The following is an 11,524-nucleotide window of genomic DNA, read 5'->3' on the forward strand; positions in this document are numbered from 1 at the left end:
CGCGTCGTCGAAACTCTGCACCCCCAGTTCCACGCAGTCCATGCCTGCCGCGCGCAATGTCGCCAGGCCGCGCGCGGTCACGGCGTCGGGGCGGGTGGAGCAGCGGACCCGGCAGACCACCCCGCGTTGCCGCCAGCGTGCGGCAAGCTTCAGGCATTCGGCGCGCTCCGCTTCGGGCAGCAGGGTGAATGTGCCGCCGTAAAAGGCGATTTCCAATGGGGAAGGAGAGGCGTAGCGGGCGGGCGCGCCGCGTCCGGTGGCCGGAGCGGGATGGTCGCGGGGTTGCCGATCGCCGCTTGCCGCCGCTGCCTCAAGCAGGCGCGCCTCGTGTTCCAGCCGCGCTTCGGCCTGGGCCAGGGTGCGGGCAAGGCTATGGACCCCGCCGTGCTGGCCGGTCTGCACGTCCTGCGCACAGAACACACAGCGGGTGGGGCAGCCTGCAAAAGGCAGGAAAATCGGAAGGATGCGTGGCCGAATGCGTGGAGGGGCGGCAGATGCGCAGGCCGCACCGCGCGCGTGTCCCGGCCCGCGGCCACCGCAACATGCCTCGGGGACCGGAAAAATCAACGCCGACATGATTGCCTTGTGTTGCTGATGTGTTACTATCGGAACGAAGTTGATTGTCGCGGGGCGTACGTCAGGCCCTGCAGGGGGCCGTATTTTGCCGTGCGCCCCTCGATTTTCGGGCAGGGAACGGACGCCGCACGGGCAGGATGCGACATGCGCCTTTCCCCAAAGGGGGTTGGAACGGGGTGCGCACCCCCCTCCCCGTCAGGGACGATGGCACGGAAGCCCTTGTGCCGCAAGGCGTGGCAACCCGGCATAATCTTGCAAGATTTTACTTGCGGTTGCGTCTTTGACTGTGTATATAACTAGTTACATGCCCGCCGCTGTGCGTCGGTACGCGTGGCTGAATGATTTCAAAGAGTTCCATGTGACGGAGAATCCATGTCCCAGTCCGATTGTATTTTCTGCAGGATAGTGCGTGGCGAAATTCCCTGCGCGCAAATCTACGCCGACGACCACGTGCTTTCCTTTCTGGACATCGGACCCGTCAATCGGGGCCATGCGCTGATCGTTCCCAAGGAGCATCACCGCACGGTGCTCGACATGCCAGCGCGGCTCGGCGAGCACATCATCGCCGCCCAGCAGCGTGTTGGCCGCGCCGTCATGGAGGCCACCGGAGCGGAAGGGCTGAACATATTCCAAAACAACTTCGCGACGGCGGGACAGGTGGTGTTCCACGTCCATTGGCATCTGGTGCCCCGCTTTCCCGGCGACGGCCACGAACTGTGGCCGCAGGGGCAGTACGGCAGCATCGACGAGATGCAGGCGCTCGCGAAGGCCATCAGGGAACGCATGGAGTAGCCGGAAGCACCGGCCCGGAGGACAGTATGAGCGGCAAGACCCTGACCAAGGCGGAAATCGTCGATGCCATCTACGAAAAGACCGACAGGAACCGCGCCGAAGTGAAAGGCGTTGTCGAGTCGCTTCTCGGCATCATGAAGCAGGCGATCAAGAAGGATCATGCCCTGCTCATAAGCGGATTCGGCAAGTTCGAGGCCTATGACAAGAAGGCCCGCAAGGGGCGCAACCCGCAGACCGACGAAACCATCACCCTGCCCCCGCGCAAGGTCGTGGTGTTCCGCCTGTCGCGCAAGTTCCGCGCCGAACTGAACGACGAATAGCGCGTCCGCGCGCACCTGCCCGGCCACAGGCCGCAAGGGTTTTCGACGCCGCTCCCCGGCTGGGGGGCGGCGTCGGTGTTTTTTCGGAGTGAAGCGGGGGCTGCGTGCATTGCGTGCGGGGGGCAGGAAGCTGCGGCGGACCGCCATACGCCAGCGCATGGCGAGGCGGCGAGGGGCCGTCCGCCCGTTTTCCCGTTGTGATGACGCCCGGCGGTCGTCCGGTCAGAGTATGCCAAGCCAGCGCCACCACAGGTAGTCCAGCGGCAGCAGCACAACCATGTTGACGGCGGCCAGCAGCAGGCAGGTGCGGGTCATGTGGCCGGAGGAAATGCTGCCCAGTTGCATGGCCACCACCAGCGGCGGCGACTGGTAGGGCAGGAACATGGACGAGACGGCAGCGATCTGGGTCATCAGCACGGCCTCCAGGCTGAGGCCTGAGGCGGCGGCCAGATCGCCCGCCAGCGGTGTGAGCACTGCGGGGATGCCCGGCAGGGTGGTGAGCAGGCCGGTGACCATGGCGTACACCGTGAGCACGGTGAAATTGCGCACGGAGTCACCCGGAACCAGGGGCAGGGCATCAAGCAGGGCGCTCACCAGCAAATGGCCCGCGCCCGATGCCGCCATCATGGCGCCAAGCCCCATGATGCCAGCCACGAACAGCAGCGGGGCCATGCTCATGTCCCTGCTGATGGCCTGCTTGCCGGTAAGGCCCAACGGCGGCCACAGGCAGAGCACGGCGGCCCCCAGGCTGACCCACGCGGGCGAGACATGATGCAGCGTGTCGGTTGCCCACAGGCCCACGGCCACGGCCAGCACCACCATCAGCCGCCGTTCCGCCGGACTGGTCGCAGCATTCACGGACATGGCTGCGGTGTCGGTCGACGCTGCGCCCGCGGCCCCTGCTGCTGCCCCTGCTGCTGCCCCGTCTGCTGTTCCCGACGCTGCTTCCTCCGTAGTTCCTTCCACGGCTTTGCCGACCATGCCGCCCGCCAGTCCGGTGCCGCCCACCTGTCCAGTGCCGCCCGCCTGTCCGGCGCCGGGCGCCGGGTAGAACCGCAGCACCACGACTGCGATGACCACGGCCTTCAGCAGGCCCAGCACCGGAAAGTGCACCTGCAGGTAACGCCCGTAGGCAAGGGTGTGGCCGAACAGGCTCTCGGCGCTGCCCGCAAGGATCATGTTCGGGACGTTGGCAGGCAGGATGGCGAAGGCCGGTTGCAGCGCCCCGAACAGGGCGGCCAACACGATGCCGGTGCGCTGGGCGCTGCCCGGACCGTGCCCCGCCGCCCCGGCAAGGGACAACGCCAGCGGCATGAGCAGGGCGATGCGCCCCATGGACGAGGGCATGACGAACGACAGCAGCACGCCCACGGCCACCAGCCCGCAAACCAGCGCGGTGTAGTCCGTGCCCGTGCGCGCCAGCAGCCCCCGCGCCATGCGCTCGCCAAGGCCGGTATGCTGCATGGCGGCGCCTATGCACAGCCCGCCGAAGACCAGCCAGAAAGTGGCCGAGTGGAAGCCTGAGAACACCGTGACCGTCGGGGCCGCGTGCAGCAGGACTGCCAGCAGGAAGAACAGCAGGGCGGTGAGATATTCGGGGATGGCGGCGGTAACCCACAACCCTATGGCGCCCACGGCCAGCCCCACGGGACGGGCGGTCTCCGGAGGCAGGGCCGCAGGAGGGTACAGGGCCAGCAACGCACCGGTTGTCGCGCAGGCCAGCGCGATGGTGTGACGGGACGAACGCGCCAGCGCGGCGAGCATGGTCAGGGCCGCGCGAGCGGGATGGCGTGTCTGGGAGGAGAAGCGTGAATCAGGGGGCATGCGTGACCTCTTGCTGGTCAGCTTGCGTAGCACGCGCGGTATGCGGGAACAACTCGCGGCGGGCGAGCGAATCCGCGCCCCCGTGGTCAGTCCGGCAGGCGCAGGCGCAACTGGTGCAGGGTGCGCATGGTGGTGTGCAGGTCGGCAACGGGAAGGCCCGCGAACAGTTCGTCCCGCACCGCCCTGCCCACGGCATCAACGGCGTTGGCCAGTTCGTTGCCGGAATCGGTCAGCTCCAGCAGATTGACCCGCCGGTCATCGGGATTCTGCACCCGGCGCAAATGGCCATCCGCTTCAAGCCGGTCGATCTGGCGCACCAGCGTGGAGCCTTCTATGCCGATGCTCCGGGCCAGTTGGGTCTGGGTAAGCGCGCCGCCCAGCGCAAGTGCCCACAGCACCACCCCCGAGGCCTGTGACAGGCCCAGCGGTTTGAGGCGCTGGTCCAGACGGGCGCGCCAGGCGCGCGACAGTTCACCCACCAGCGTGCTGAGCCGGTGCGAGGCGAGGACATCGGGGAAGTGTGCGTCGGTAAGCATGAGGTTCCTGCTGGTTGGGGGCGCGACGGTATGTCCGGGTATGTCGCGGCCCCGTTCGGCGTCAATATCGATGATGCCGACGGGGCCGATGGGGCCGCGGACGTGTGGCGTGGTCTGGCTGGTTCCTGCGGACGGCTAGAAGCCGTAGCTCAGGCGCAGGAACAGGGCGGGGGCGTCGTCCAGGTCGTAGATGTTCCGTTCGTCGCCGCCGGAATTGTAGACCCGCATTTCCTGGCGGGTCAAGTATTCCGCGCCCACGGTCAGGGTAAGGTCTTCCAGCGGGGTGATGTCGATGTAGCCGCCCAGCGTCAGGGACGTGGTCATCATGTAGCCCTCGCGCTGGACCGGGCTGTCGTCGGCCAGGCGGTAGGTTTTCCCTTCCATCCGTCCTCCGGCGCGGAAGGAAAACATGTCGGACGAGCGGTAGCGGAGCATGGTTTCCGGAAAGCCTACCGTGGCCGAAAAGCCCGGATCTCGCTGGTTGCCCCAGTCAGCGGCGATCAGGGGCAGCAGGCGCGCGCCCACGGGGTGGGCATAGGCCGCAACACCGCCGCGCAGACGCACGCCGCCCGCTTCCCAGGTAAGCCCCGCTGATCCGGAAAGCCCCCAGGCGTCGTCCATTTCTTCTTCCCATCCGGCGGTCAGGCCAGCCCCGGCGAACCAGCCAAGACCGCCAAAGCCCAATCGATCTGCGATGTCGGCGCGCAGGCGCAGCGTGTGCAACTGTTCCCACGGATCGGATCCGCTGCCGAAGGGCAGGCTGGCGGTGTCCGACCAGTCGTAGCTGCGGTTCAGGTAGTCGATGCCGAACCAGCGGTAGCGCAGGCTGGCTCCGGCTTCGGTGACGGCCACGGACCCGCCGCCGTCCATGTCCGCATCGCCAATGGTGCGCCCGGTGAAGGTGGCGGAGAAATCATTGTCAGCGGCATGCGCGGCGGACGCGGCCAACATCAGGACAAGGGTCAGCAGCAGGCCACCAAGGATTGCGCCGGGTGCAGAACGGGTGAGGACGCCAGAAAACGAACGGGACATGCAAGGCTCCTGTACAGGGCGCGCCGTGCGCGCGTCGGATGTGGGGGAATTGCCGAGGTAGCGAGTGGATGCGGTGCATCAGGCAAGGGAAAATGAACAGCTATGCCGCGCGGGGTGCATCGGGAAAAGAGCAAGCGCGTTCCGCAGTGTCGTCGGGCCAGTCCGTCAACAGCATGCGCAACTCGTCTGGCGTGACGCGGGCGGTCCGTGCACGGGCCGGGACTGGCGATCTGCGGTGACGCGATGCAGCCGGAATTTCCGTAGGTAATGGTTGGTGCTGAGGCAGGTTCATTTTTCCGGACATGTTGTTTGGTGGTGTTGTTGTGTGCGTGCTAATTGTTTGATTGCTAATAATGAGTGCGCAAGTGAATGTCAAGCAGGCGCACGAAAGCACGCCGTTCCTAGAGGGCAGGTTGCCGCAAAGGCGGAGATGGTAACGAATCGGGAGGGGGATGGATGGCGTCAGGCGGGGAGGGGGCGACCGGATCTGAAGGCGCGCGCGGCACGCACCATGGCAGGTGCCCAGTGGGGCACGGCAGGGGCGAAGATGTGGGTGTAGGCAGCCAGGGTGTTGCGAAGCAGCAGGCCGTCGCGGCCATCGCCCATGCCGGTGACATGGCCGGACTGGGCCGTGAGGTGCAGTGCGCTGGGCACGGCTGTGGCGCCGGGCGTGCCGGTGGCGTCGTTGCAGGGCACGCAGCGCGAGTAATGGAACTCGTGCCCGCGAAAGGTCGCGCCTACGGGGTGGAAGGGGTTTTCCAGTACGGCGGCGGCGTCCACGTAGCCGAGCCCCTGGGGCTTTGCATGGAACACGGTGCGCACGGGAAAGATGTCCGCCATGGGGTGCTCGGTGCCGTCCATGACGATGGACCGGCCCAGCACCATGAACCCGCCGCATTCCGCGTAGATGGGCAGGCCGGACTCCGACAGGGCGCGCAGCCGGTCCAGGGTCGGACGATTGGCGGACAGCCGTGCGGCAAGGGTTTCCGGGAAGCCGCCGCCAAGGTACAGGCCGTCCAGTTGCGGCCAGTCCGCGCCGTCAAGCAGCGAAAGGCGCACCAGTTCGGCCCCGGCATGGCGCAGGGCCAGCAGGTTTTCCTCGTAGTAGAACCACAGGGCCGCGTCATGCACGTAGCCGATGCGCGTCGGGGCAGGCTGCTCCGCGTGGGTGACGCCGTCACGCCGGGCTGCATCACCCTGGGCAACCTGGCCCTGGACAGCATCATCCTGATTGGCGTTGCACGGTGATGGCTCGTCGGGTGTGATGGCCGCCGCACCGGGCAGCAACGACCACAGGTCGGCCACCGGCCCCCGCGGCGGCGCAGCGGCACAGGCCACCTGACGCAGGCGGTGCAGGTCCACGTGTTCGGCCATGATGTCCGCCACCTTGTCCAGTCCGGCCACGCATTCCTCGTGTTCCATGCCGGAAACCAGACCCATGTGCCGCTCGGGTATGGGGTTGTCGGCTATCTTGGGCAGCACGCCCAGCACCGGCACATCGGTGTAGTGTTCGATGGTTTCGCGCAGCACGGTGCGATGGCGCGGCCCCGCCGTGCGGTTCAGGATCACCCCGGCAATGTGCACGCCCTGCTCGAAGTGGCGCAGGCCGGACACGATGGCCGCAGCCGTGCGGGTCATCTTGGTGCAGTCCATGACAACCACCACAGGGGCACCAAGGATGCGCGCCAGTTCCGCCGTGGAACAGCTGCCGGACAGGTCGCGCCCGTCGAACAGGCCGCGGTTGCCTTCTATGACGGCCATGTCGTACCGGATCGCCGTGCTGGCGGAACGGGCCGGATTGGCATCGCCCACCAGTCCGCATTGGGTCCAGAACAGCGAGCGCAGCATGTGCGCATCGAGAAAGTAGGGGTCCAGGTTGGTGGCGGGGTGCCCGGCGGCCAGGGCCAGCCACCAGGCGTCGATGTAGTCCGGCCCCTTCTTGCAGGGCTTTATGGCAAGGCCGGAACGCGCAAGGGCGCGCACCACGCCGAGGGATACCAGCGTTTTGCCCGAGCCGCCGGAAAGACCGGCGATGACGATGCGCGGAAGATTCATGCAGTGGCGCCGAAGGGTCCGGCCTGTGTGGCGGGATACAGATGTGGCCGCCATGCGCGGCGCGCAGGGCGGGAATGCATATGAAAAGAGCGTATGAACCTTGCAGTCCATACGCCTTTTCGGAAAAACAGTTCCCCGGCGTGGAGAACTACTATTCGCCCTCGGCTCCGGCCTGCTTGCCGGCGCCTTTGAGGCCGTACATGGTGGTGCTGCCGGAGGACCAGTATTCCAGAACTTCGGCGTTCACCAGCGCGGTGAGGATCTTCTTCACGTCGCGCGGGCCCTTGTCGGGGAACAGGTCGAGAAAGTCGTTGAAGTAGAACTTGCTCTTCGAGCCGGCCTTGGACTGCAGGAATTCCACGACCTTGTTCTTGGCTTCTTCCATGGATAGCCCCTTTGGTTATCCGGGGGCGGCAAACCCGCCCCCGGAATGTGGTTGCCTTCCGGCTTAGAACTTGAACTGGGTGCTCTGACGCCAGGTGTAGTAGGCCGGATCGCGGAAGTCGTCGATGAGGTGGTGGGTGAACTCAAGGCCGGTCAGCTTGAAGAAGCTTTCCCAACCGATGCGTTCGGCCCATTCGCCCAGACGTTCGTACTTGTTCGCGTTGGCGGCGTACACCTCGATGATGTGCTTGATCTTCGCGGTGAGCGAGGGCCAGCGCGGCATTTCGTTCGGGATGTAGGCCACGACGACCTTGGAGAACTTGGGCATGGAGATGCGGTTGGAAACCTTGCCGCCCACCATGATCACGCAGCCGTCGCCTTCGCCGTCAGAGATCGGCAGGGCGGGGCACATGGTGTAGCAGTTACCGCAGTACATGCAGCGTTCGTTCTTGATGGCGATGGAGTTCAGCTTCTTGTCGCCGACTTCCACCTTGGTGGGACGCACGGCGGCGGTGGGGCAGGCGGAAACGGCCAGCGGGATTTCGCACAGCTGGTCGGTCCACTCGTGGTCGATCATCGGGGGCTTGCGGTGGATGCCCACCACGCCGATGTCGGAGCAGTGCACGGCGCCGCACATGTTGATGCAGCAGGCCAGCGAGATGCGGACCGGGGCGGGCAGACGCATGGCCTGGAAGTCGGCGAAGACTTCATCCATGATCGCCTTGACCGGGCCGGAAGCGTCGGTGGCGGGGGTGTGGCAGTGCACCCAGCCCTGGGTGTGCACGATGTTGGACACACCGGCGCCGGTGCCGCCGATGGGGAACTTGTAGGAGCCGCCGGCGAACTTGCGCGAGGCCAGGTCTTCCTTCAGCGCCTTCAGGCCCGCTTCGGTGTCGACCATGAACTCGACGTTGTTGCGGGTGGTGAAGCGCAGGAAGCCGCCGCAGTGCTTGTCGGCGATGTCGCACATCTCGCGGATGTGGGTGATCGACATCAGACGGGCAGCGCCAACGCGCACGGTGTACACCTTGTCGCCGGATTCGGCGACGTGCACCAGCACGCCGGGTTCCAGGATTTCATGGTACAGCCACTTCCCGAAGTTCTTCGCGATGAACGGGGGGAAGAAGGAGTCGTGTTTGCGGGGGCCGATGTCCGTGATACGGTTTTCCATCGGCTTTTCGGGATTGTACCCGGAAGAGATGAATGCCATGATGTGCTACCCCTCTTCTTATCTCTGGTGTCTCTTGCGGTATTCCGTGATGTCGCGATCCCAGCCGCCGGGCACTTCTTCTTCCTTGAAGAAGATGTACGGGTTGGAGCGGGGCTCCTTCACGTGTTGCGCCACGGGGTCGATCTCGGTCACCTCGAGCAGCTTCTGGAAGCTGAGACGCTTGATGGTCTCGCCAAGACGCTCGCGGTTCTTGCCTTCTTCCATCCACCAGTCCCAGATCTTTTCGACGACACCCTTGATTTCGTCGAACGGCTCGCTGGCGTCCACGAAGGGAACCAGCAGCGAACCCATCTGGGCGCCGTCAAGGACGGGCGCCTTGGCGCCGACCAGGATGGACGCGCCGCGTTCGTCACCGATGCGCAGGGCGCGGGGCATGGTGTTGATGCAGTGCATGCAGCGCACGCACTCGCTGGTCTTGATGGACAGGGCGGAGCCGTTCCAGGAGATGCACTTGGAGGGGCAGCGTTCCACCACTTCGGCCACGATGTCGAACTTGCCCCAGTCGCGGCCAGAGTGGGCGCCGGCGTTGGGCTTCAGTTCGCCACCGACGTAGGCCTTGACGGCGGCCTGGTCGATCTTGATGTCGTCCTTCCAGGTACCGATGACCGAGAAGTCGGAGCGGGCGATGGAGGCGACGCAGCCGTTGGGGCAGCCGTCGAACTTGAACTTGAACTTGTAGGGGAACGCCGGGCGGTGCAGTTCGTCCTGGTATTCCATGGTCAGCGCGTAGCAGCAGGCCTGGGTGTCGTAGCAGGCGTATTCGCAGCGCGACATGCCAAGGCAGGATTCGGGCGTACGCAGGTTGGAGCCCGAGCCGCCAAGGTCGGTGTTCATCTTGTGGGTCAGTTCGAAGAACAGTTCTTCGAGCTGCGGGGTCTGGGTGCCAAGAAGCACGATGTCGCCGGTGGAGCCGTGCATGTTGGTCAGACCGGAGCCGCGCAGGTCCCACAGGTCGCAGAGCTGGCGCAGGTAGTCGGTGTGGTAGTACTTCGCCGCGGGCTGGTTCACGCGCACGGTGTGGAAGTGCGCCACGCCGGGGAACTGTTCGGGCTGGTCACAGTAACGGCCGATGACGCCGCCGCCGTAACCGAACACGCCCACGATGCCGCCGTGCTTCCAGTGGGTTTCACCCTCGTTGTAGGACAGCTCGAGAACACCAAGCAGGTCTTCGGGGCAGTCCACCGGGATCTGGTAGTCCAGCCCCTTGGGGTTGGCAGCCCGGTAAGCAGCTTCCTGCTTGATGTCGGACACGAAGCTGGGCCAAGGCCCGGATTCGAGCTGGTCCAACTTGGGGGTTGCATGTTTCGCCATTGCCTTACCTCCACATTGGTTTGTTGAAGTTCTGGACTCTCAACAGACACGCCCATCGCCTCTGGGGCGCAACAGGACGGCGTCTTCCGGAAGTAAGGGCATCGGTCGGCGCGGCCCTTGCGCCCGGAAAACTCGTGATTTTTTGGACAAAGTAACGCCATTCCTAAAAGGATTCCGGCGCGTTGTCAAGCCCCGACGCGGGCCGCGGCACCGCCCCGCCGGACGGCGGGAAGCAGGCAAGGCCCTGTCGGGATTGCCGAAACAATGCAGGTGACGGCGTGTCGGTGGCGCCGTGCGGCCCGAATCGTTCCGGTGCCCGCCGCGTTTTCACGCGGGGACGGGGCATGGCAGTCTCCCCGTCGGACATCCTGGTGCCGCCATGCAGGGGGGGCGACACTTTCTTGCTTGTAGCCCACCATCCGCGGAATGACAACAGCTTGCGTGCATCGGCGGGATAGGGCATTGACCGTATGCCCGCTCCCGGCCACGGCGGCGGGCGTCATACGCAGTTCACGTGTTCAGGAGTGCCCATGCAGGACGATCTTGGCCTTTACTACTACCCCGATCCCAACGACAAACGCACCCGCGTCTACGTGCGCTCGAGCGGCGGCAGCGTGGAATTTCGCCTGTGGCGCGCCGACCGGCCCGAAGTGTGGGAACGCCACGAATGGGTGCCGCTGGAAATCATTCGTCATGCCGCGGGGATGTACCGCGACATGGGGCGCGAAACCGACCCCCTGAAACTGTACGACGAATCCGTGGCGCGGGCCCTGCTGAAGGCAAACTGACGCAGGCCGATTGCCCGGGGGCATTCGTCGAAAGCATGTCACGAAGGCCGACCGGGTGGGCGAGAGCGGTGCTCGTGAATTCCGGAGCAATCCTGCCCGTGCGCAAGAGGCAGGCTTGCCGGAGGGCCGCATGCACGAAGTCAGCCTTGGGGCCACCCTGCGCGACTACCTGACCGGGCAGGACGTGGACCACACCACCTACGAGGATTTGCGGCAGGCGCTGGCGCGGCTGCTGGTGGAGGAACTGGGCCACCCGCGCGGGCTGGTGGAGCCGCGCGTGCGGGTGCGGTTCGACGTGCCGCCTGCTGCGGCGCATGCCCCGCCTTCTCTGGCGCCGCCGTCCCCCGAAGCGCCTCGGGGCTTCGAAGGTGCCGACCGCCCCGATGACTCCGCCGCGCCCCCTGTTCCCCCTGTTCCCCCTGTTCCCCTTGTCCCGCCTGTCCCGCCTGTCCCGCCTGTTCCGCCTGTTCCGCCTGTTCCCGCCGTTGCCTCCCCCGATCCCGTAGATTCCGAAGATCACGACGAAGGCTGCCGCGTGGTGGACCTGACCCTGCGTGACGACGACGGCTCGCCGCTGTGCATCGTGCTGTTCTGCCCGGGCGCGCCGGGCACCTACGCCCGCGAAAGCGTGGCGGCGGCCCGGCTGTTTCCCGGCGGGCCCGCCCCGCTGGTGGC

Annotated in this window: 11 protein-coding genes and 1 pseudogene; 4 read left to right on the plus strand and 8 right to left on the minus strand. The window is 65.9% G+C overall.

Going from position 1 to position 11,524, the window contains the following annotated elements; translation table 11 throughout:
• Nucleotides 1-420: pseudogene (locus FVW20_RS17500) on the minus strand (radical SAM protein); the annotation flags it as partial.
• Between the two features lie 528 nt (nt 421-948).
• On the opposite strand from FVW20_RS17500, the gene FVW20_RS17505 reads away from it, so the two are divergent.
• Both FVW20_RS17505 and FVW20_RS17510 read left to right on the plus strand, forming a co-directional pair.
• The gene (locus FVW20_RS17505) at nt 949-1,368 is read left to right on the plus strand and encodes an HIT family protein (protein WP_196610588.1); all 420 of its coding nucleotides are present in this window, start codon (nt 949-951) and stop codon (nt 1,366-1,368) included.
• A gap of 26 nt (nt 1,369-1,394) precedes the next feature.
• The gene (locus FVW20_RS17510) at nt 1,395-1,688 is read left to right on the plus strand and encodes an integration host factor subunit alpha (RefSeq protein WP_007524232.1); all 294 of its coding nucleotides are present in this window, start codon (nt 1,395-1,397) and stop codon (nt 1,686-1,688) included.
• A gap of 222 nt (nt 1,689-1,910) precedes the next feature.
• On the opposite strand, the gene FVW20_RS17515 is transcribed toward FVW20_RS17510, so the two are convergent.
• The 7 genes from FVW20_RS17515 to dsrA form a co-directional block, all read right to left on the minus strand.
• On the minus strand, nt 1,911-3,512 hold the full coding sequence (locus FVW20_RS17515) for an SLC13 family permease (protein ID WP_196610589.1): 1,602 nt from the start codon (nt 3,510-3,512) through the stop codon (nt 1,911-1,913).
• Between the two features lie 86 nt (nt 3,513-3,598).
• Nucleotides 3,599-4,048, minus strand: a complete 450-nt coding sequence (locus FVW20_RS17520; protein ID WP_196610590.1) for a MarR family winged helix-turn-helix transcriptional regulator — start codon at nt 4,046-4,048, stop codon at nt 3,599-3,601.
• Nucleotides 4,049-4,183: 135 nt separating this feature from the next.
• Nucleotides 4,184-5,080, minus strand: a complete 897-nt coding sequence (locus FVW20_RS17525) for a hypothetical protein (RefSeq protein ID WP_196610591.1) — start codon at nt 5,078-5,080, stop codon at nt 4,184-4,186.
• Between the two features lie 462 nt (nt 5,081-5,542).
• Entirely contained in the window at nt 5,543-7,135 is a 1,593-nt protein-coding gene (locus tag FVW20_RS17530; protein WP_196610592.1) for a cobyrinic acid a,c-diamide synthase CobB, read from the minus strand.
• A 151-nt stretch (nt 7,136-7,286) separates the two neighbouring features.
• Nucleotides 7,287-7,520, minus strand: coding sequence for a dissimilatory sulfite reductase D family protein (locus FVW20_RS19890; RefSeq protein WP_007524227.1), 234 nt, complete (start codon nt 7,518-7,520; stop codon nt 7,287-7,289).
• 63 nt (nt 7,521-7,583) lie between these two features.
• The gene (gene dsrB, locus FVW20_RS17535) at nt 7,584-8,729 is read right to left on the minus strand and encodes a dissimilatory-type sulfite reductase subunit beta (protein ID WP_231039222.1); all 1,146 of its coding nucleotides are present in this window, start codon (nt 8,727-8,729) and stop codon (nt 7,584-7,586) included.
• An 18-nt stretch (nt 8,730-8,747) separates the two neighbouring features.
• On the minus strand, nt 8,748-10,061 hold the full coding sequence (dsrA, locus tag FVW20_RS17540; protein ID WP_196610593.1) for a dissimilatory-type sulfite reductase subunit alpha: 1,314 nt from the start codon (nt 10,059-10,061) through the stop codon (nt 8,748-8,750).
• A gap of 530 nt (nt 10,062-10,591) precedes the next feature.
• On the opposite strand from dsrA, the gene FVW20_RS17545 reads away from it, so the two are divergent.
• Nucleotides 10,592-10,849, plus strand: a complete 258-nt coding sequence (locus tag FVW20_RS17545) for a hypothetical protein (RefSeq protein WP_012612680.1) — start codon at nt 10,592-10,594, stop codon at nt 10,847-10,849.
• Nucleotides 10,850-10,979: 130 nt separating this feature from the next.
• Nucleotides 10,980-11,524 (plus strand): hypothetical protein (locus tag FVW20_RS17550; RefSeq protein WP_196610594.1); only part of this gene is annotated, 545 nt, incomplete at its 3' end.

The sequence above is a fragment of the Nitratidesulfovibrio oxamicus genome, assembly GCF_015731765.1.
GTDB lineage: Bacteria > Desulfobacterota > Desulfovibrionia > Desulfovibrionales > Desulfovibrionaceae > Cupidesulfovibrio > Cupidesulfovibrio oxamicus.

Excerpts from the sequence above, each read along its gene's own strand:
- FVW20_RS17505 (WP_196610588.1), top strand. The coding sequence starts at position 949 with ATGTCCCAGTCCGATTGTATTTTCTGCAGGATAGTGCGTGGCGAAATT.
- FVW20_RS17510 (WP_007524232.1), top strand. The coding sequence starts at position 1,395 with ATGAGCGGCAAGACCCTGACCAAGGCGGAAATCGTCGATGCCATCTAC.
- FVW20_RS17515 (WP_196610589.1), bottom strand. The coding sequence starts at position 3,512 with ATGCCCCCTGATTCACGCTTCTCCTCCCAGACACGCCATCCCGCTCGC.
- FVW20_RS17520 (WP_196610590.1), bottom strand. The coding sequence starts at position 4,048 with ATGCTTACCGACGCACACTTCCCCGATGTCCTCGCCTCGCACCGGCTC.
- FVW20_RS17525 (WP_196610591.1), bottom strand. The coding sequence starts at position 5,080 with ATGTCCCGTTCGTTTTCTGGCGTCCTCACCCGTTCTGCACCCGGCGCA.
- FVW20_RS17530 (WP_196610592.1), bottom strand. The coding sequence starts at position 7,135 with ATGAATCTTCCGCGCATCGTCATCGCCGGTCTTTCCGGCGGCTCGGGC.
- FVW20_RS19890 (WP_007524227.1), bottom strand. The coding sequence starts at position 7,520 with ATGGAAGAAGCCAAGAACAAGGTCGTGGAATTCCTGCAGTCCAAGGCC.
- dsrB (WP_231039222.1), bottom strand. The coding sequence starts at position 8,729 with ATGGCATTCATCTCTTCCGGGTACAATCCCGAAAAGCCGATGGAAAAC.
- dsrA (WP_196610593.1), bottom strand. The coding sequence starts at position 10,061 with ATGGCGAAACATGCAACCCCCAAGTTGGACCAGCTCGAATCCGGGCCT.
- FVW20_RS17545 (WP_012612680.1), top strand. The coding sequence starts at position 10,592 with ATGCAGGACGATCTTGGCCTTTACTACTACCCCGATCCCAACGACAAA.